This is a genomic window from Mucilaginibacter terrae (assembly GCF_031951985.1).
GTDB classification, from domain to species: domain Bacteria; phylum Bacteroidota; class Bacteroidia; order Sphingobacteriales; family Sphingobacteriaceae; genus Mucilaginibacter; species Mucilaginibacter terrae_A.
The window spans coordinates 4,557,623-4,578,334 of record NZ_JAVLVU010000001.1; the positions used below are offsets into that span (position 1 = coordinate 4,557,623).

Annotated in this window: 19 protein-coding genes; 5 read left to right on the plus strand and 14 right to left on the minus strand. The window is 44.6% G+C overall.

The annotated features are described in order from the left end of the window. Positions 1–48: 48 nt before the first annotated feature. Positions 49–558, minus strand: coding sequence for a hypothetical protein (locus QE417_RS19510; RefSeq protein WP_311952632.1), 510 nt, complete (start codon positions 556–558; stop codon positions 49–51). A gap of 55 nt (positions 559–613) precedes the next feature. Beyond that, entirely contained in the window at positions 614–3,091 is a 2,478-nt protein-coding gene (lon, locus tag QE417_RS19515) for an endopeptidase La (RefSeq protein ID WP_311952634.1), read from the minus strand. A gap of 404 nt (positions 3,092–3,495) precedes the next feature. Between lon and QE417_RS19520 the strand changes: the two genes are divergently transcribed. Together QE417_RS19520 and QE417_RS19525 are read left to right on the plus strand one after the other, a co-directional pair. Beyond that, the gene (locus tag QE417_RS19520; RefSeq protein WP_311952636.1) at positions 3,496–4,065 is read left to right on the plus strand and encodes a tetratricopeptide repeat protein; all 570 of its coding nucleotides are present in this window, start codon (positions 3,496–3,498) and stop codon (positions 4,063–4,065) included. Between the two features lie 138 nt (positions 4,066–4,203). Continuing rightward, on the plus strand, positions 4,204–4,992 hold the full coding sequence (locus QE417_RS19525; protein ID WP_311952638.1) for a DUF3050 domain-containing protein: 789 nt from the start codon (positions 4,204–4,206) through the stop codon (positions 4,990–4,992). Positions 4,993–5,162: 170 nt separating this feature from the next. Here the strand turns inward: QE417_RS19525 and QE417_RS19530 are convergent, their stop codons facing one another. The 6 genes from QE417_RS19530 to yihA all read right to left on the minus strand — a co-directional run bounded on the left by QE417_RS19530 (position 5,163) and on the right by yihA (position 10,946). Further along, entirely contained in the window at positions 5,163–6,863 is a 1,701-nt protein-coding gene (locus QE417_RS19530) for a M3 family oligoendopeptidase (protein ID WP_311952640.1), read from the minus strand. 234 nt (positions 6,864–7,097) lie between these two features. After that, on the minus strand, positions 7,098–8,024 hold the full coding sequence (locus QE417_RS19535; RefSeq protein WP_311952642.1) for an NAD-dependent epimerase/dehydratase family protein: 927 nt from the start codon (positions 8,022–8,024) through the stop codon (positions 7,098–7,100). A gap of 217 nt (positions 8,025–8,241) precedes the next feature. Then, complete coding sequence (locus QE417_RS19540) at positions 8,242–8,853, minus strand: Crp/Fnr family transcriptional regulator (protein ID WP_311952645.1); 612 nt, start codon at positions 8,851–8,853, stop codon at positions 8,242–8,244. Beyond that, complete coding sequence (locus QE417_RS19545) at positions 8,838–9,695, minus strand: 4-hydroxybenzoate octaprenyltransferase (protein ID WP_311952648.1); 858 nt, start codon at positions 9,693–9,695, stop codon at positions 8,838–8,840. Before QE417_RS19545 ends, QE417_RS19540 begins: the two co-directional genes overlap by 16 nt. Before the next feature lie 121 nt (positions 9,696–9,816). After that, positions 9,817–10,191, minus strand: a complete 375-nt coding sequence (locus QE417_RS19550) for an endonuclease domain-containing protein (protein WP_311952650.1) — start codon at positions 10,189–10,191, stop codon at positions 9,817–9,819. A 131-nt stretch (positions 10,192–10,322) separates the two neighbouring features. Further along, positions 10,323–10,946 (minus strand): ribosome biogenesis GTP-binding protein YihA/YsxC, encoded by a 624-nt coding sequence (yihA, locus tag QE417_RS19555; RefSeq protein WP_311952653.1) that lies wholly within the window; start codon positions 10,944–10,946, stop codon positions 10,323–10,325. Positions 10,947–11,000: 54 nt separating this feature from the next. On the opposite strand from yihA, the gene QE417_RS19560 reads away from it, so the two are divergent. After that, positions 11,001–11,489 (plus strand): VOC family protein, encoded by a 489-nt coding sequence (locus QE417_RS19560; RefSeq protein ID WP_311952655.1) that lies wholly within the window; start codon positions 11,001–11,003, stop codon positions 11,487–11,489. A gap of 3 nt (positions 11,490–11,492) precedes the next feature. On the opposite strand, the gene QE417_RS19565 is transcribed toward QE417_RS19560, so the two are convergent. Together QE417_RS19565 and QE417_RS19570 are read right to left on the minus strand one after the other, a co-directional pair. Beyond that, positions 11,493–12,227, minus strand: coding sequence for a DUF481 domain-containing protein (locus QE417_RS19565; RefSeq protein WP_311952659.1), 735 nt, complete (start codon positions 12,225–12,227; stop codon positions 11,493–11,495). Between the two features lie 238 nt (positions 12,228–12,465). After that, positions 12,466–13,716 carry a DUF2130 domain-containing protein gene (locus QE417_RS19570; RefSeq protein ID WP_311952662.1) on the minus strand — a complete coding sequence of 417 codons (1,251 nt, stop codon included), beginning with the start codon at positions 13,714–13,716 and terminating at the stop codon, positions 12,466–12,468. A 296-nt stretch (positions 13,717–14,012) separates the two neighbouring features. Here QE417_RS19570 and QE417_RS19575 point away from each other — a divergent pair, with 296 nt between their 5' ends. Beyond that, on the plus strand, positions 14,013–14,798 hold the full coding sequence (locus QE417_RS19575) for a TIGR00266 family protein (RefSeq protein WP_311952665.1): 786 nt from the start codon (positions 14,013–14,015) through the stop codon (positions 14,796–14,798). An 86-nt stretch (positions 14,799–14,884) separates the two neighbouring features. Here QE417_RS19575 and QE417_RS19580 read toward each other — a convergent pair whose 3' ends face one another. Further along, the gene (locus tag QE417_RS19580) at positions 14,885–15,388 is read right to left on the minus strand and encodes a hypothetical protein (protein ID WP_311952668.1); all 504 of its coding nucleotides are present in this window, start codon (positions 15,386–15,388) and stop codon (positions 14,885–14,887) included. Next, entirely contained in the window at positions 15,381–15,845 is a 465-nt protein-coding gene (locus tag QE417_RS19585; RefSeq protein ID WP_311952671.1) for an RNA polymerase sigma factor, read from the minus strand. The genes QE417_RS19580 and QE417_RS19585 overlap by 8 nt, the downstream gene beginning before the upstream one ends. Positions 15,846–16,080: 235 nt before the next feature. On the opposite strand from QE417_RS19585, the gene QE417_RS19590 reads away from it, so the two are divergent. Then, positions 16,081–17,946, plus strand: a complete 1,866-nt coding sequence (locus QE417_RS19590; RefSeq protein ID WP_311952674.1) for an SPFH domain-containing protein — start codon at positions 16,081–16,083, stop codon at positions 17,944–17,946. A 646-nt stretch (positions 17,947–18,592) separates the two neighbouring features. Here the strand turns inward: QE417_RS19590 and QE417_RS19595 are convergent. Together QE417_RS19595 and gpmI are read right to left on the minus strand one after the other, a co-directional pair. Continuing rightward, positions 18,593–19,135, minus strand: a complete 543-nt coding sequence (locus tag QE417_RS19595; RefSeq protein WP_311952677.1) for a hypothetical protein — start codon at positions 19,133–19,135, stop codon at positions 18,593–18,595. Positions 19,136–19,139: 4 nt separating this feature from the next. Continuing rightward, the gene (gpmI, locus tag QE417_RS19600) at positions 19,140–20,660 is read right to left on the minus strand and encodes a 2,3-bisphosphoglycerate-independent phosphoglycerate mutase (RefSeq protein ID WP_311952679.1); all 1,521 of its coding nucleotides are present in this window, start codon (positions 20,658–20,660) and stop codon (positions 19,140–19,142) included. Positions 20,661–20,712 lie beyond the last annotated feature (52 nt).

The following is a 20,712-nucleotide window of genomic DNA, read 5'->3' on the forward strand; positions in this document are numbered from 1 at the left end:
AACAAAAGCCGGATAAACTACCCGGCTTTTGTTGTTTAATATTATTTATTAAAAAGTATAACCAAAACTCAACCCGAAATAGTAGGGGATAAAGTTGTTTTTGTTAAACACAGGGTTCAAGCTGGCTCTGAAGTTAAAGCCGCCATCAACGGGTTGGTAACGGTAGCCAAAGGTCATAGTGCCAATGGTGGTATTTACATCGTCAAAAACAAAAAAATCGTCTTCTTTATTGCTGCCATTGGTACTTATAAATGTTGCGCCCAAACCAACTTCAAAGTATTTGCCTTTTTTACCTAATAAGTAATTCACCTGAACCGGTAATGTTAATATTGAATTATCATCGGCCGATACATACCCGGCACCCGCGCGACCACCCCAGCCATTGCGGGCCTTGCCAAAGCGGGTGTCGTAATTTAAAGAGAATAGCAAACCAGGGCCTAACAGTTCGGCATAAACGTTTTGTGCCCTTGGGCCTTCTTCAATTTGAGCATGTGTACGGTTGCAAAAAAAGCACAGCGTTAGCAGAGTTGCCAGAGAAATTTTGGATAAGGTTTTCATTGAGTATTATTTATGCACTAAATATACTCAATGAAACCTAATACCCAATACCTAATTAAAATTGCAGGGCCGGCTTTTCGTCGGCTTTAACGGTTAAATCAAGCGGCTCGGCTACCAGTTCGTTCAGCAGGGCGAGGTTTATTACATCCCGCATTTCTTTTACGTAATGGAAACGCAGGTCTTTAATATAGTCTTCTTTAATCTCCAGTATGTCTTTCTGGTTGCTCTGGCAAAGTATGATGTCTTTTATATTGGCGCGTTTGGCGGCCAGTATTTTCTCCTTAATACCACCCACAGGCAGTACACGGCCGCGCAGGGTAATTTCGCCCGTCATGGCCAGATTAGGTTTTACCTTACGCTGTGTAAAGGCCGAGGTGAGGGCAGTTAACATGGTTATACCAGCCGATGGGCCATCTTTAGGGGTAGCTCCGGCAGGTACATGCACGTGTATATCCCACTGTTCAAACAGCTTTTGATCGATGTTAAAGTAAGCAGCATGAGCACGCAGGTAAGCCAGCGCAATAGTGGCCGATTCTTTCATTACATCGCCCAAACTACCGGTTAAGGTTAAACGCCCTTTACCCGGACTTAAACTGGCCTCGATAAATAAAATGTCGCCGCCTACCTGTGTCCAGGCCAGGCCGGTTACCACGCCGGCAACGTTGTTATCTTCGTACAAATCTTTATCAAATATTGGAGCGCCTAAAAAGCGTTCTACATCTTTTTTGCTGATCACAGCACTAAATTCTTCTTCCATGGCAATGCTTTTGGCAACACCACGTACAATAGAGCCTACCTGTTTTTCTAAACCACGCACGCCCGATTCGCGGGTGTAATCCTCGATCACCTTTTCCATTACATCATTTTTTATGGTAACGTCTTTGGTTTTTACGCCGTGGGCTTCGCGCTGTTTAGGTAGCAGGTGTTGTTTGGCTATCTCAATTTTTTCTTCGATGGTGTAACCGTTTACCTCGATGATCTCCATACGGTCTAACAAGGCCGGTTGTATGCTGCTTAACGAGTTGGCGGTGGCTATGAACATTACGTTACTCAGGTCAAAATCCAGCTCCACATAATGGTCGTAAAAGCTGCTGTTTTGTTCAGGGTCTAACACCTCCAGTAAAGCCGATGATGGGTCGCCACGGTGATCGTTACCTACCTTATCGATCTCATCCAGTATAAACACGGGGTTGGCTGCACCGGCTTTTTTAACCGACTGGATAATGCGGCCCGGCATGGCGCCAATGTACGTTTTACGATGACCGCGTATTTCGGCCTCATCGCGCACACCACCTAAAGCCATGCGCATATATTTACGGCCCAAAGCTTTGGCTATTGATTTACCCAGCGATGTTTTACCCACACCCGGAGGGCCAACTAAACAAAGGATAGGGGCCTTCATGTTATGTTTCAGCTTTAACACGGCCAAATATTCTATAATACGGCGCTTAACCTTATCTAAACCAAAGTGGTCTTTATCCAGCACCTTTTGGGCGCGTTTAAGGTCAAAGTTGTCTTTGGTAAACTCGTTCCACGGTAAACCTAACAGTAGCTCCAGGTAATTTATCTGTACAGAATAATCGGCCGCGGCAGGATTAATGCGTTGCAGTTTTTCCAGCTCTTTGTTAAAATGGGTGCTAACCTCTTTGCCCCATTTCTTTTTAAGCGAACGTGCACGCAGGTTTTCCAGTTCTAAATCGGGCGTATTACCACCCAGTTCTTCCTGTATGGTTTTAAGTTGCTGGTTTAAAAAGTAATCGCGTTGTTGCTTATCTAAATCAGTACGTACCTTGGTTTGTATCTGGTTTTTAAGTTCCAGCATCTGCAAATCGGTGGTCAAATGCTCTAACACAATATTGGCACGGTCGCGCAGGCTCGGGGTTTCGAGCAGGCGTTGTTTGGCCTCAATATCAGCATTCATGTTAGAGGCCACAAAGTTGATGAGGAACGAGGTGCTCTCGATATTGCGAATGGCTATACCTGCCTCGCTCGGTATATTGGGCGATAGTTGTATGATGCTCATGGCCATGTCTTTAACCGAAGATACCATGGCCTTAAACTCTTTGTCCTCTTTAATAACGGTATCCTTAAAAGGTTCAATGTTAGCCTTTAAATAAGGATCGCTTTGTACTTCATCTTTTAAAATGAAACGCCTTTTACCCTGTAAAATAACCGTGGTATTTCCATCAGGCATTTGCAGCATTTTAACAATTATGGCGGTGGTACCTACGCTGTGCAGCTGGTCAAACTCAGGGTCTTCAATATTTACATCGCGCTGGGCAACCACACCAATCAGGCGGTCGCCTTTATTGGCATCACGTATAAGTTTGATAGATTTATCGCGCCCAACAGTAATAGGTATAACCACACCCGGAAACAAAACAGTATTGCGTAAAGGAAGAATAGATAAAACTTCAGGTACTTGCTCATTATTCATCTCTTCTTCATCCTCTGATGACATCAGCGGGAAGAACTCTGAATCTTCGTTTATAATTGGTAATGCATTTTTAAAATCAAACGGATCGAAACTCATCAAATACCCTTTCTATATAATGGTAGTAAAAAACGTCAAGTTGTCAGCCTGAATATGAACAGGCTGGTAGAGGCATTGCAAAAGTACGCTTTTGAGCCTTAACGAGCTAATGTGGCAATACATATGCCAATAAAGTTGAGTATGCCAATTTATAGTAGATACGTGCATAAACAACAATTTGTATTGATAATTGTAGTTGAATTACTATACTTGCCAACGGTAGTCGTGAAAAAACGTCATGCCTGTTTTAATATAAGCATTCTGCCTGTTAGAAAAAAGTTTTACACATAAGAAAAAAGCACGCAATAAATAGCTTGCTTACAAGTTATTATATTGTTAAATTGATTTAGCAGCGTAATTAAATGATGAGACTGTCCGTCATATTGTCTTTCATGATTGTTTCTATGGAAACGTCGGCCCAAAACGCCTATCTTAAATTAGGATACCAGGCATTGATGGATAAAGACTTTAAAACCGCTATTAAGCAGCTGGAAAAGGCCTGTATTGTTGACTCGAACAGCACTAATGCCTTGTGGATGCTGGGCTACTCCTACTTCCACAGCGAAAATTATAAAAAATCGATTACTGCCTACTCTAAGGTAATTGCCATTGATAAAACTAATAAAGACGCATACTATTTCCGCTCAAAGGCTAAAAGCAATTTAGCTAAAGATGTACAGCTGCCTATCCCCGAGCGCGAAAAAATGTATTTAGGCGCTATATCTGATTTGGGGAAGGCCATCATCATCAAATCCGACGATGTGTATTTCCAAAGCCGGGGCTTGGCCTATCGGGATTACGCTGTGTACAAAATGCAGACGGCCGGGTATGATAAAAACCAGGTGGTAAATGGCCTCAAAGCCGCCATAGCCGATTTTGAACACGTATTGGCTAACAACGGCAGCCGCGGTGATATTGCCTCGCTGTTAGATGTTTGCAAAGAAAAAATGGCTACGGTTACAGGGCATCGCTAATAGCTCCAATCTCAACCTAAATTCTCTCGGGAGGGAGGACTTTTAAAAAACATCCCATCAAATTCAGGTCAAAAAATTTGTTACCCTAATTTTATTCGTTGGGGTAATTTAACTTTGGCCAATTTTTACAGATACATTATGGCATTTTTAAATCCGCGGATAGCACAGTTAAAGCAACAAATAGAGCCTTTAAGGGCACAACTTATCGGTCATCAACTGTATCAGCACATACAAACCCTTGATGATTTGAATGCCTTTATGGAGCACCATGCTTTTGCCGTGTGGGATTTTATGTCGTTGCTGAAAGCCTTGCAGCAAAAGCTAACCTGCACCAACGTGCCTTGGATGCCCGTAGGCAATGCCAATACCCGTTACTTGATCAATGAAATTGTAACCGGCGAAGAAAGCGATGTGGATGAGCAAGGCAACCGCACCAGCCATTTCGAGCTTTACCTGCGGGCCATGCAGCAGGCCGGGGGAGAGGCGCATGCTATAAAAGCGTTGTTTAATGAGCTGCAAAATGGTAAAAACATTGATGAAGCCTTAATTATTGCCGATATACCTCAGGCTGCCCGCAGCTTTGTACAGCATACTTTCGAGGTAATTGATACTAATGAGCCCCATATACAGGCAGCCGTGTTTACTTTTGGCCGCGAGGATCTGATACCGGATATGTTTATCAGCATGGTAAAAGAAATTAGCAGCCAGTTCCCCGGTAAAGTTGATTTACTGCTTTACTACCTTGAGCGCCACATTGAAGTAGATGGAGACCATCACTCACAACTGGCCTACCAAATGACGGCCGAACTTTGCGGTGAAGATGAAACTAAATGGACCGAAGCCACCCAGGCCGTTAAGTCAGCCCTGCAAGCACGTATTGCTTTGTGGGATGGTATTTTAGAGAGCATTAAAGTAGGGGTGGAGTAAATAGGGGAGCTTTTTACTCGTTGTCATTTCGAACGATATAGAGAAATCTTATACGTGTGTAAACTTATCGCACGTATAGGATTCCTCCTTAGGTCGGAATGACAGGTGGTGAATATATTATTAAAGAGTACAGCGTCTTGATTCCTGACTCTGTACTCTTTAATCTAAAATTAGATTTTCTCCAGTTCGCTTTTCACAAATTCAGCCAGATCTTTTACATACCCGGCACTGAAATCAAATTTCACACCTGCCGTTTCGTAAATCTCTTTAATGGTTTTGGTGTAGCCTAATTTCAGTGCATCAAGGTATTGCTGCAAGCCTTTCTCCGGGTTTTCTTTATAGTTTTTCCATACCGCAATAGCGCCTAACTGGGCCATGCCATACTCAATGTAATAAAACGGCACCTCAAATATGTGCAACTGCTTTTGCCAAAGGTTTTCTTCTGCCTCGGGGTGTTCGCTCCAATCAATAAAACCTGCGCCAAAGCGTTCATAAATTTGTGTCCAGGCTTCGGTGCGCTGGGCATCGGTATGATCGGGATTTGTGTATAGCCAGTGCTGAAACTGGTCTACCACGGCTACCCAAGGCAGGGTTTTCAGTACGTCGATAAGCTGGTCGCGTTTGGCGCGTTTCAGTTCTTCTTCGTTGCTGAAGTACACATCCCAGTTATCCATCGAGATCAGCTCCATCGACATAGAAGCCAATTCGGCTACCTCGCTTGGGCAATGCTTAAAATCGTTCAATTCCAATCCGGCGGTAAGGAAAGTATGCACAGCATGGCCGCCCTCGTGCACCATGGTGGTTAGATCGCGGAAGGTATTCGCCGAGTTCATGAAGATAAACGGTGCACCGGTTTCGGCCAGTGGGTAATTGTAACCACCCGGAGCCTTGCCTTTGCGGCTTTCTACATCAAACAAGCCATTGGCTTTCATGATCTCCAAACGTTCGCCCAAATATGGGTCGATATTATTAAAGCATTGAATTGATTTGTTCACCAGATCCTCGCCATTGGCAAATGGTTTTAAAGCTGGTTTACCGGTAATATCTACATCCATATCCCACGGTTTCAGTGCATCCAAATCTAAAGCTTCTTTACGCTTGTGGGCTTGCTCGCGCAAAATGGGCACCATCTCGGTTTCAATAGCGGCATGAAAATCGTAGCAATCCTGCGGGGTGTAATCAAATCTGCCCAGTGCCTGAAACATGTAATCTCTAAAATTTTCGAAACCTGCGTTTAAAGAAACCTTGTGACGAAGCACCATCAATAAATCAAAAAGCTCATTTAATGGCTTTTTATCCTGTAACCTGCGGGTAGTTATCTTTTCCCAGGCTTCCTGGCGTTTGGCGCGGTCGGTATCTTTTAAAATGGCGGCGGCTTGCTCCAAGGTAAATTCCTTACCCCCAATTTCAACCGACATGGCACCGGTTATTGATTGGTATTTCTGCTGCTCAAGCTGTATCTCGGTTTGCACCGGAATATTTTCCTCACGGAACAACTCCAATGATTTTTTAATGCTGCGCAAGTATACAAAATATTTGTCGTGGTCAAGCTGATCTATGAATTCACTATCAACCAGTTTTTTGTTCAACTCATTATTGTAAGGCGCAATTTTAGGTTCAATCTCCGTGGCAAAATACTGGAATTTTTGCAGAAGGTCTTCGTCGGCCGTGTTGCAGGTCATGCGTATGTAGCGCCATGCAAAATCCTCTTCCAGGGCAGCTTCCAGCTCGCTGCGGTCGCGCAACCATTGTTCCAATTCTTCAACCGAATTAATGTTGCGTGAGCTTAATTCTTTGTAAAGCGGTTCGAGGTTTTCCCATTTTATTTCTAATTGTGCGGGAATGTATGTTCTTTCTTTAGCGTTTATCATTTTCAAATATGCGTATGTGCAAATGTGCATATGTGCCGATGATAAAGCAAGTGTTGAGGTAAGAATTTACATAAAGCCGTATGTTGAACAAATTCAAGTCCGCTCACTAAACTTTTATTCAGTTAAACGATCTTCGAACTATATTTGGGAGTTCCCCTTTGGGTCGGGCTTTCCGTTGCAAGTCCTCGTTTCGCTACGCTGCACTCCGGGCTTTCCACTGCAATTCCTAACTCATTATTGCTTAAACAAAGTTTGCGACAGATGTTTTATGCCATCCTCGTAGCTTGTAGGCTTCACATTAAACGCCCGCTCAAACTTATCCGAATTAAAAATATAGTCATGGTCATACTGGTAATACATTTCAACCGTGCCCTGTATGGTTTTTTTGAAAAGGCCCAGGAGTTGCAGCATGAACTTATTCACCGCCGTGTAACCGGGTTTGGTATTAAACACCCGGGCCGCCAGCTCAATAAACTGTTTGCCTTGTAGTGGTGCAGCGGTAGGCAAATGCCATATTTGATTATCATGTTCGGGGTGCTGGCCTAACAAATACATGGCTTCGCCAGCATCGGGCACATAGGTAAAACTGTGTAAGGTTTGAGCGTTGCCCATCCACATGGCTTTTTCCTTTTTGGCATATTTGTCAAGCACCATCATGTCAAAAAAGCTGTTCATGCTTTCGGCACCATAAAAATCGGCAGCACGGGCAATAGAAGCCTGCAGATTACCGGTACTGACCTCGCTCATCAATTGTTCGGCTACCTTAGCCCTCACTTCTCCTTTTACGCTAATGGGGTTATAAGGCGTGGTTTCAAGCATAGGGCCGTTAACCAACCCGTACATGTATACATTATCAAAAAATATGAGTCGGGCATTGGCATTGTTTGCAGCATTAATGATGTTTTGCATAATTATGGGCCACTGCTGTTTCCAAACGTCTTTATCGTACACCAAACCGGCACACATGTAAATTACGGTTGCGCCTTTGGTTGCTTCTATAACTTCGGCTTGCCGGGTAAGGTCGGCCTTTTGCCAGGTAACGTTAGGGTTATTAAAATTCACCTCACTGCGGCTCACCAGCTTTACCGGCAAATTAGCTTGTATGAATTGTTTGGTAAGCGCGTTAGCCACCGGGCCGCCTGCTCCTAATATAATATGCATAGTTTTGAGTATTTGATAAGCCAAAGGTAGACCTGCGCTGATGCTCAAAACGTTAACAAAAGATAAGAATTTGGTTGAGTGGTGAGTAGTTGAATGGTGAGTGGGCAATTGTGAGTGGTGAGAGAGTGGTGTAGATTGGTGTTTTTTTAGAATTGAATTACTCATTAATCCAGGAGTGATAAATTCTGCAGTTCAATAAAATTCTTATAATTCCGGTTCAAAGAGATTTTTCGCCAACCAATATACGCTTGCGTATGCGCGATAACGACACATGGGTTACACCCAAAAAATGTGCAATATAATGTTGAGGAATGCGCTGTATAATATCCTTACCAGTACTGAGGAGCTTTAAATAACGCTCCTCTGGCGTTTGGGTAACAAAGGAGGCAATACGGTCTTCATAGCAGCAAAGGTAATGCTCGGCCAGCAGGCGGCCAAAGCGTTCCATTTTGTAAGCCAGTTGCGGGTTAGCCAAAAGTGTTTCCCACTGCTTGCGGGTAACTACAATCAGATCGGTATCTTCCAGAGCTTGAATGTAATTAATGCCAGGTTCGTGCTTCAAAAAACTTTTATAAGAACTTATAAATTCATGGTCGAAACAAAAATAGCCTGTAAACTCAGTGCCATCCTTAATGTAAAAAAACCTTACAGAGCCATTTATAATAAATCCCAAACGGTCTTCGATCTTTTCGGCAACGGTAAAATATTCTTTCTTTTTGAGAGTGAGATAACCAACATGTTGAGAGCATATCTGCCATTCTTCGTCGGTAAAATCAACAAAGCGCGCCATACCGGCCCTGAACTTTTGATTGGCTATCTGTGTATCCACAACCTGTCAATTAAAAAGAATACAGCAAATACTACACTGGCAATGCCGTTAGTAGTCATGAAGGCGAAGTTTACGCGGCTTAAATCATTTGGTTTAACCAAACGGTGCTGATATACCAGCATGCTGCAATAGACCGCAATGCCAATATAATAGGCAAAGCTAAACTCGTAAAAAACAGCCGGCAAAATGATAAATATGGCCGAGAGTACATGCAAAAAAGTAGACAAGTTTAAGGCCCTTACCGTACCTAAGGCACTCGGTATTGAGTGCAGGTTATTGCTGCGGTCAAAGTCTTCATCTTGCAGGGCGTAAATAATATCAAACCCGCTTACCCAGCACACCACCGCTAACGAAAAGAATACCGGCAGCATAGCAAACTCTCCGGTTACTACCAGGTAGGCACCAATGGGTGCCAATGATAACCCTAAGCCCAACACCAAATGGCAAAGCGCCGTAAACCGTTTAGTTGCGCTGTAACCCAGCACCACCAGCAATGCCACCGGCGACAGGTAAAAGCACAGTTTGTTAATAAATAAAGTAGTGATGATGAACAAACTGCAATTAACCAGCGTGAATATCAACGCGCTTGAAGGAGTGATTCGCCCCGCAGGAATATCACGCACTTTGGTGCGGGGATTCATCGCATCAATATCGCGGTCGAGGTAGCGGTTAAAGGCCATGGCCGAGTTACGGGCAAATACCATACACAATAGCATCAACAGTAGTTTTACCCAGTTAAAAGTATGCTCAGTTGTAGATACCGCCAAAAAAAAGCCAATAAAGGCAAACGGCATAGCAAATATGGTATGCGAAAACGTAACTAAGGAAAAGTATTTTTTCATTTTTATCAATCAATCTTTTTCCCCTCTTGAGAGGGGTAGGGGTGTGTCATGTACACATGCAAATCTCCCAACATGTTTCCCCTCTTGAGAGGGGTTAGGGGTGTGTCATTACATATACAAATCAAACCCTGCTTTTAAACTCTTCTAAATATGCTTCCAGCGTTTTCAAAACATTGAACATGTCATTTATTACTTCAAACTCACTAAATCTAATTACAGTCAAATTGTAAATACCTAACTCTGCATCACGTTGAGCATCTGCTTCGCTAATGCCCTCATGATAACGTCCGTCTATTTCAATCACCAAATCTAACTCAGCGCAGTAAAAATCGACAATATAATTCAGCAAGGGCTTTTGTCGTTGGAAATCATAGTTGTGAAACTGTTTGTTCCGCAACTCTTGCCAAAGTTTTATTTCTGCGGGAGTACTATTGTTTCTTAACTGCCTTGCAAGTTCCTTTAGGTGTGCTTTGTAGGGGATTATTTTGCGTGGCATTTTATATGCTAAATTAATTAATCACTTCGAGAAGACGCACTCTTAGTTTGTTAGCTGCTCGCTTTGAAGGACACACCCCTGCCCCTCTCAAGAGGGGAAAACTTCAGGCATACTGAAAAAATTAAAACTCACTAATCAAACCTCTTATAATCAGGCTTAACAAACGTTTTATTTATCTCATCAATAAAGCCCAGCACTTCATCTTTACCTAATTTATTTTCAGATGATGTGATGAAAAACGGAGGTGCTTCTTCAAAAGTTTCCAGTAACGCTTTACGGAAAAGTGCAACATTCTGGTCGGTTTTTAGTCCAGACTGTTTATCGGCCTTGGTAAATACCACCACAAACGACAAGCCCTTTTCGCCAAGCCAATTGCAAAACTCCACGTCTATTTTTTGCGGTTCCAGGCGGCTATCAATCAGTACCAGCACGCATTGCAAACTCTCCCGTTTATCAAGGTAGGTGCGGATAAATTTGTTCCAATCCTCTTTTTTGGTTTTTGATATACGGGCATAGCCGTAGCCGGGTAAATCAACCAGGTACCAATGCTCATTAATGTAAAAATGATTTATGAGCTGGGTTTTACCAGGCGTTTGCGACGTTTTGGCCAACCCTTTTTTATTGGTCAGCATATTAATCAACGAAGATTTACCTACATTGGAGCGACCAATGAAAGCGTACTCCGGTTTTTCGGGAGGGGGTAGTTTTGATATTTGCGTGTTACTGCAAATAAATTCAGCAGATTTGACAATCATGGTACAAAGGTAACAGTTGTATATCTTAAATTTGATGTTTAAACATATAATTACATGAGCTACACAATTCCTGCACAAACCCGTATTGGTCATGTGCATTTAAAAGTAAGTGATCTGCAACGCTCCATTGCTTTTTACTGCGGCCTGTTAGGTTTTGAACTGGTAATGAAATATGGCGAGCAGGCCGCTTTTATTTCGGCAGGGGGCTATCATCATCATATTGGGTTGAACACCTGGCACAGCTTAGGCTCCGAACCTGCACCTGATCGCTATCCCGGCCTGTATCATACCGCAATTTTATATCCCGAGCGCAAAGACCTTGCTGCTATAATGCAACGTTTAATTGATGTTAAGTACCAGCATATTACCGGCGCGTCAGACCATGGCGTATCAGAAGCTATTTACCTGAACGACCCCGATCTTAACGGTGTAGAACTTTACTGGGACCGCCCCAAAGAGCTATGGCCGCAAGATGAAGCCGGTAACTTAACCATGTTTACCCGCCGTTTAGACATTGATAACCTGCTGGCCGAACTGAAGTAATACCTAAAAAAACTTTTCGAGCTTAAGGCCGTAGGTAAGCAGCGTATTCTCGGCCTTGGTACGGGTAATTCTGTTGTAGGTTAACGAACTGTTTAGCGCCAGCCAGTTGGTGATCTTAAAACCTAAGGCAAAATTTGTGCGTATGATGTGATCATTTTTGCGGGTTAATGATGGTTGCCAAAAGTTGCCGCTATCAATGGTAATTAAATTATTAAATACAAAATGCATTTGCAGCCTTAATGAGTTTCGGTAGGTGTAATATAACTCGCGCGTGGTATCGCTGGTATTAATATCACTAAGGTCATAAAGTATACCATCGCTTAAATTAAGGTAAGCGTTGGGTTTATCTAAAATACTGTAAGCAATACCACCACCGGCCAGCAATTGGTTGTTTATTTTAAGCGAGTAGCTGGTATTATAATTAGCCAGCCCCCAATAATAAGCATGAGGTATGGCTTTGTACAAGTTAAAGTCTACCGATGAAGAATAATCATTATTGGTTAGCGCGCCGTTTGATTTGCCATACACCCAGGTGTTGGTAGCGTTAAGGGCGATGCTCTCCTTTTTCATTTCAAACCTTAGTCCGTTATTGAGCAAATAAGTATTGCCCTCGGGCGCCCGGTTGGCGGTTCCGGTGCCGTTAAAAACAACATGGTAGTTTGTAGTGTCGTTAAACTGAGCTCGGGCCGTAAACCCCGCCAGCAGTAAGAGTGGTATAATTATAAAAGTTTTTTGCATTCAAAAGCAGTTTTCAAACAACCGCTTTTAAAAGAATGGTGCTGTGGGTTGTGCGCTTCCCCTCTTGAGAGGGTGGAGGGGTGTGTCATTTTTAACCTGAAAAGTTTAAATGACACACCCCTGCCAATACTCAACCTTGCCCACCCCCTCTCAAGAGGGGAATACTTTAAAAGCGGTTTGGTAATCATTTAACCGACAACCAAACCGCCCTATTGTTTGCCTAACAAAAACCTTATGCTTATCCCAACATCAATGTATCATCGTCATCGGTAAGGCTCAATTGTATGTTCTCGCTACCGGCAATACCCTCAATGGAGCCCTGTATGTGTACCGCGCTTAATAATACTTTTTCCAGTTGCTTTTCGCGCACCTTCCATAGTTTTTCCATGGCTTCGCGCTCACGCTGAATAGACAGGCGCATACTGCCAAAACCCTCGCGCAGGGCTTTCCATTGCTCGTTAAATTCGCTGCTGGTGAGGTAATCGTACAGCAGGTGCATTTTATCGCCTTTACCCTCCTGTGCCTTTATAATGGCCGAAGTTTTCATTACGCCCTGGCGTAACACGTACGATACCGCCTTTACCTCGCTGAACGAACATATCCAAACGCCGTCTTTCTCGCCAAAGCATTCCATATCCTTAGGGTAGCATTGGGTAACAATAACGGCAATATCGGCACCCATGGCGCGCATATCTTTTTTTAGCTTCTCTATCCAGTCGCCGCCAAACTCTTTGGTGCGTTTGCTTTCATAGATGATTTTGCCGCATTCCTGCCCAAACTGGTTGCGCACGGTTTGTATACAATCGGCCCCGCGTATACCTTTGCCCACCTCGCTCACCATATCAAACGGAAAGTAACTGCGTAGCTGTTCTTCCAGCATCAGCTCCTGCACTTCGCCCTGCAACTGCATCGAGCCTTGCTCGGCTTTGCGCTTCATTTCTTCGGCCAGCTTTTTTTGGTCGTCCAGTTGCTTTTCCAATTCTTTTACCTTAAACTGGTATTCGTTATCGCGCAGGGAGAATTTTTCGGCTTCCTGCTTGCGTATCTGCTCGGCCAGGGCTTCTCGCTGTTCCTGTAATTTACGCTCGGTCACCAGTTCCAGTTCTTCTTCGCGCTGTTTTAAGCCTTGCTCTTTTTGTAAAAATTCCAGCTCTTTTTGGCGCGATGCACGCAGCTTTTCGTCCTGCTCCTTCAGGGAGTTTTCGAGCATGTGCATTTGGTTTTCCATATCGGCCTGAATGGTACGGCGAAGCGTTTGCTCCATATCCTGTTGCAATTCGCGCTTTTCTTCTACCAAACGTTGCTCAAACTGCTGTTGCTGCTGGCGCTGCTTAATGGCGTACTCCTCATCCTTTTTCTTATACTCATCTTCCTTTTGCTGGGTATACTGCTGCATTTTGTTACGAAGCTGCTTTTTATACTCCTCGGTCATTACCTCCTCAATTGGAAAGCTGTGACTGCAATTAGGACATTTTACTTCTGTGGCCATACCTTTTAATTACAGCATAAAGGTAACGGTAATTTTGCTAATTTTTTAAGCAAAGGTTTAAAGAGTGGAGGTGCTGGCTTTTAGGGGGGATGGTGCGATTCCCCTCTTGAGAGGGGTGGAGGGGTGTGTCATGTTATAGGATAGGTTTTTTCATGCAAGCGTACTGACACACCCCTGCCTCGCGCAATCCAACCCGCCCCCTCTCAAGAGGGGAATTTTGAAACTTCAATCCTTTTTTCAAATTATTTGTAATTTCATCATCAACAAAGCATCTAACTAACAAACACTAAAACACCATGCAAAACCACGAAATTGACTACCGCATTTTTGGCGAAGAAATGCAATACGTAGAAGTTGAGCTCGACCCGAGCGAAACCGCCATTGCCGAATCGGGCGCGTTTATGATGATGGACGAAGGCATACAAATGCAAACCATTTTTGGCGATGGCAGCCAGCAGCAAGGTGGCGGCTTAATGGGCAAACTGTTTAGTGCCGGTAAACGCTTACTGGTTGGCGAAAGTTTGTTCATGACCGCGTTTACCAACATCGGGCATGGTAAAAAACGCGTGAGCTTTGCATCTCCTTATCCGGGTAAAATTATCCCTTTAAATTTATCGCAATTAGGCGGATCGGTTATTTGCCAAAAGGATGCCTTTTTATGCGCGGCCAAGGGAGTAGCTATCAATATCGAGTTTCAGCGTAAACTGGGCACCGGCTTGTTTGGCGGCGAGGGTTTTATTATGGAACGTTTGCAAGGCGATGGTATGGCCTTTATGCATGCAGGCGGCCACGTGTTTGAACGCACTTTGCAACCCGGCGAACTCATTAAAATTGATACCGGTTGTTTGGTAGGCTACACCAGCGGCGTAAATTTTGATATTGAATTTATTGGCGGTATACGCAACAAAATATTTGGTGGTGAGGGTATATTTTTTGCAACCCTGCGTGGCCCGGGTAAAGTGTGGATACAAACCCTGCCGGTTAGCCGTTTGGCCAGCCGTATACTCAGTTATGGCGTTGGTGCACGTAAAGAGGAGGGCAGTATTTTAGGAGGATTGGGTAATTTGCTTGATGGGGATTAATGTTTTAAGTTCATAGTTGATGGTTCATAGTTCATAGCCGGAATTTGGCAGCTACCATGAACCATCATCTATGAACCATGAACTAACTATCTTCCCTTCAATTGTCGTATCTCTAACCGCAGTTCTTCTATGCTCTGTTTTATCTGGCGGTTTTCGAGGTAATAGTATATGGCAAAACCCAAAAATATTTTCCCTAACAAAAATACAGCGCCAAATATCCAACGCCATATTTTGTGTATGCGCATGTGGCTGGATGCACCTTCAACCTCAATATAGTCAGAGCCTTTTTTTGCTCTGCCATTTCCACTATAATTTTCATCCTGGCCGGGTGTATCGGGCAAATGCCGCGCGGTAACGGTCAAACCGTTTATTTCACTTTCAATCCGATCCCATATTTGTGGTGGCGGCGGTACGGCCATACGTTGTGCCAACTGCTCCAAATCACTTTCAATCTCACTTAAAGCTTCTTTTACAGCCGGAAACTGCTGTTTCATTTCCAGTACTTTACGCTCCTCAGCATCAGAGGTGGCACCGGTAATAAACGCTTCGAGGATGCCGCTTTCAATAAAATCGTGTACCCTCTTATCCATTTTTAATCATTGTAAAAGCTTCTTTTAATAGTCTTTTCACGTCGGTATCGGCTATATTCAATTCCTGCGCAAGGGTTGAAGTTGATTTTTGATAATAATAAACACCGCAAAACACAATTTGTTGCTCAATAGTTAAATTGCTCACAAAGCCGTCAAACTTTATGCGTTCGCTCGACATTATATCTTTGTTAGTATTGCGCACACGCACTCCACGTAGTTTGCTTTGGGCCAGTTTTCGTAAATTTTTCCATCTCAGGGTATCTGGCCCGTCAAAATCTTCCAGGTGTTTGGGTACTTCTTTAAAAATATCAACCAAATATTGCTCGGCAATATCCTTGTCCTTCACCAATTCAATTAAATATCCCAATAACCAGCTACTGTAACGGTAATACAGCGCCCTTGTTATTAAAACCTCATTGTTACTCAGGTTCCGGGTTTGTTCAATATTTAAACTCACACTAATTAGGGGGTAATTAATTTATAAAATTAATATAAAAAAGATACTTACATCGTATGTTATTGTATTTTTTTCAAATCTTTTAACAAAGTCAAATTTGTGTAACATTGGGTGTAAATCTCAATCTTATATATGCTTACACGCCGAGGTTTTTCATGATGCCTGTAAGCTTCGTCCCCGAGCCCGCACCTTAAGGGCCCCTTCAAAAACAATCAAAAATTTATTTATTACGAAAATGGAAAATTTATTCCTTTCTATGTGGTGGGTGCTGCCCGTTATTGCAGCCCTTGTTATGTACAAATTTGTACTTCAGGTATTTTTTGGGATGATCATAGTACCCGATAACCGGATTGGGTTGGTGGTTAAAAAATTTGCCCTCTTTGGTGCTGATCAGCGCCTGCCCGATGGCCGCATTATTGCCACCCGCGGCGAAGCTGGTATGCAAGCCAAGCCACTTGCCCCCGGTTTGTACTGGCGCTTATGGCCGTGGCAGTACAGCATTACCATGGAGCCCTTTACCATTATTGAGCAGGATAAGCTGGGACTGGTAAAGGCCAAAGACGGCGCACCGCTTGATACCGGCCGTGTGCTTGGCCGCCCGGTGGAGTGCGACAAGTTTCAGGATGCGCAAACGTTTTTAGATACCGGTGGACAAAAAGGTCCGCAGGCTGCATTTTTAACGCCGGGCAGTTACCGTATTAACACCTTTTTGTTTGAGATAGAAAAAGTGCCTATTACCCAGGTACACGAAAACAAGGTGGGCATTATTACCACTTTAGACGGAGAGCCTTTGGAAAAAGGCGAAATAGCAGGCGGTTCGGTTAATGGTCACCGCAACTTTCAGGACCCCATGGCCTTTATACATGCCGGCGGCAAAAAAGGCTTGCAGGAAGATGTAATACTGGCCGGTACTTACTACCTCAACCCCTGGTTTGCTATTTTAGAACAGGTGGAGATGATGCATATTCCCATTGGCTACGTGGGCGTGGTAAACTCCTTTGTTGGCCCCGAAGGTAAAGACACCAGCGGCGATAACTTTAAACATGGCAACATAGTGCACAAGGGCCAAAAAGGTGTGTGGGAAGATCCACTCGACCCTGGTAAGCACCCGGTAAATATTTATACCCACAGTGTGGAAGTAGTGCCAACTACCAATACCGTACTCAACTGGGCTAACAGCCGCAGTGAGGCGCATGAACTGGATAAGAACCTAAGCACCATTAACGTGCGCTCTTTCGATGGCTTTACGTTTAACCTGGATGTATCGCAGATCATCCATATACCGCGCAACGAAGCCCCAAAGGTGATAGCCCGTTTTGGTAAAATGAAAAACCTCATATCGCAGGTACTGGAGCCTACCATTGCCAACTATTTCCGCAACGCGGCGCAAAAGAGTGATGTGATAGGCTTTTTAACCAACCGTTCGCAACGTCAGGACGATGCCAAGGGCCACATTAGCCAGGTGCTGGCTGATTACAACGTGGTGGGTGTGGACACCCTTATAGGCGACATAAAGCCGCCCGAAGCCCTCATGAAAACCATGACCGACCGTAAACTGGCCGAAGAGGAACGCCATACCTACGAGGTGCAGCGCAGCGCCCAATTGGAACGTAAGGAGTTTGAAAGCGCCAAAGCCGGTGCCGACATGCAGCCCGAGGTGGTAAAATCAACCCGCCAGGTGGAAATCAACACCCAGATGGCCGCCGCCAAGGTTGCAGGCGCCAAAGGTGATGCCGAATCGCGCGTGATAAATGCCAAGGCCGATGCCGAGAACCGCACCATTAACGCCCGCGCCGATGCTGAAGCTAAAACCATCATAGCCAAAGCCGATGCCAGCGCCACCGAATTGAACGGTGCTGCCGATGCCGGCAAAATTAAAGCAATAGGTTTGGCCGAAGCCGAGGTAACCAAGCAAAAAACCGAAGCCATGGGTACCGAGCAGTACGCCATAGTGCGCGTAGCCGAGGCATTAGCCAGCAACGGTGTTAAACTTGTTCCTGAAATATTGGTGAACGGCAAAGACGGTGGTAATGGCGGTATGATTGATGCTTTAATAGGTAGCGAAATGCTGAAGAAGTTGCAGAAAGAGAATGAAGGATAGTTAGGCGTTTTAAAGGTTAGCGGTTGGTGACGAGGCCAGCCGCTATTAAAGGAAAAGCCTTCTAACTTGTCGCTTCGGTAGCGCTCATTGCCGCGCAGGCTATTTCTTTTGTCATAGCCACAAAAGAAACAAAAAGGCCTATCCACAACAATCCCTTCCACCCCACAGGCCAGCTCCCGGCCGGGTGTTGTGGCGGGCCACCGCTCTTTTAAACAGTACAGATGCCTGAAGTTGCAAAGCAAGTTCAGGCATTTGTGTTTAGCTTTTTACCGTTAGCCCTTCGCCCTTAACCTTTCACCTTTGGCCTCACAGTTCCCTTTTTTCCGTCGCCTCCCAGCTTCGGGGCGAAAGCGGGGCAGCACATGGTGGCTTGTGCGGTAGAAAAGGGCTTTTTGGATTTTGCTGAAGCGCGGGGTAAGCGGGAACGAAGTTGGGCAAAAGCTAAGCAGCCCGTGGTGCTGCCCGGCTTTGCAGGGATGGCCTTGTGCGGCAAACGAAGCATAGGGAGGTGACTTGATTTTGGTTCTTTCATCAAGGAAAGAACAAAGAGCCTCCGCGGCTCAGAAGCGGTAGAAAGGCGATTTGTTAACGAATCTGTTAGAGATTGCCACGCTATCGCTCGCAATGACACATTTATTATTATTACCTACTTCATCACCCCTTTAACCACATACCTATTACTACCCAACAACTTCACCTCCTGTAATTTATCGATCAGATAAACCGAATCGGGGTAGTAAACCAAGTGTTCGGTAGTTTGGTAAAGCAGGTTTTTAGTAAAGTTTTCGATGTGGATTTTTTTGACCGCTTTGTCGTTTTGTTGTATTACCATACGGCGGGTTACCAGGTCGGGCATCAACGCGGTGTACACTACCGAATCGGCTTCCTGTTTAACGGAATAGCCATCGCGCCAGGCGGGTTTGTTAATGTCGGATGCGGAGAAGGCGCTTAGCTCTTGTCCCCAGTTGGTTATGGTAACCGGTTTGGTTTGGGCAACGTCGTTGTTGTGCGCAACAGTTTTAGTAACCGTAATATGTGCGCGGTTTAAGCGTGCCGAATCGGCATTAATAAAACCTTTAAGGTCGAAGAATCGCTTATCGCCTGCGCTTTCATGCACATCCGGTCGGCACGAGGCCAGCGCAGATATGCATAATAAAGCACTGCAAAGCAGTTTATAATTTCTAATCAATTGTTTACACCAATACATTGCCGGTCATGGCCTCGGGTATAGCAACACCCAGCATCTTTAAAACGGTTGGGGCAATATCGCCCAGTTTACCGTCGGCTATTTGTTTATAGTCGTTATCTATTAAAATACAAGGCACCAGGTTAGTGGTGTGAGCAGTATTTGGCGAGCCGTCGTCGTTTATCATGTAATCGGCGTTACCGTGGTCGGCAATGATGATGAACGAATAGCCGTTTCGGGTGCCGGTTTCAACCAGTGTTTTTACGCAGCTGTCAACGGTTTCGGCGGCTTTAACTACGGCTTCAAAAACGCCGGTGTGGCCAACCATATCGGTATTAGCAAAGTTAAGGCATATAAAATCGGCCCAGCCACTTTGCAGTTCAGGTAAAATAGCATCGCGTATACCCTCGGCGCTCATTTCGGGTTGCAAATCATAAGTAGCCACCTTAGGCGATGGGATCATAATGCGCTTCTCATTTTCAAACTCGCGCTCACGACCTCCCGAAAAGAAGAAAGTAACGTGTGGATATTTCTCGGTTTCGGCAATACGGATCTGGTTTTTACCGGCATCCTGCAATACCTCACCCAGGGTTTGGGTTAAATCATCCTTGGTGAAAATTACGTTCACGTTTTTAAACGTTTCGTCGTAAGTGGTCATGGTAACATAGTGCAGGTTGAGTGCATGCATGTTTTGCTCCGGGAAATCCTTTTGGCTCAAAGCCTGTGTAATTTCGCGGCCACGATCGGTACGGAAGTTAAAGCAGATCACCACGTCGCCGTCTTTTATCTGGGCAACAGGTTTACCTTCGCCGTCAACCATCACGATGGGTTTCACAAACTCATCGGTAACACCATCTCTGTACGATTCTTTAATAGCGTCTACCAGGTTAGTGGCAGGCGTGCCAGTAGCATTTACCATCAGGTCGTAAGCCAGTTTAACGCGTTCCCAACGGTTATCGCGGTCCATAGCATAATAACGACCAATGGCTGATGCCAGTTTAACCGGTTGCTCGGCTATCGACAGTTCGAAATCAGTTATATACCCAATGCCCGAATTAGGGTCGGTATCACGGCCATCTAAAAAGGCGTGTACATATACTTTTTGCAAGCCAAATTTAGTTGCTGCATCGCAAAGGCCTTTTACGTGGCGGGTATGTGCGTGTACGCCTCCATCAGACAGTAAGCCTATAAAGTGTACATCTTTATTGTTTTGTTTGGCATACTCAAAAGCATTAACTACTACGCTGTTAACTGAAAACTCCTGGTCTTCGCAAGCTTTGTGTATGCGGCCCAGCTCCTGGTAAACCACGCGGCCTGCGCCCAGGTTCATGTGACCCACTTCCGAGTTGCCCATCTGCCCATCGGGCAAACCCACATCCATACCCGAAGTAACGAGTTTGGCGTTAGGATACTTTTGCAGCATCTCATCAAAAAACGGCGTATTGGCCATATAAATGGCGTTCGATTGATCGTGACGGCCGTAACCCCAGCCATCAAGAATTAGTAAGGCTACTTTTTTGTTTTCCACGTTGCAAATATAGGTTTTGTGTTCATTAGTTCATCAGTTCAGTGGTTCATTG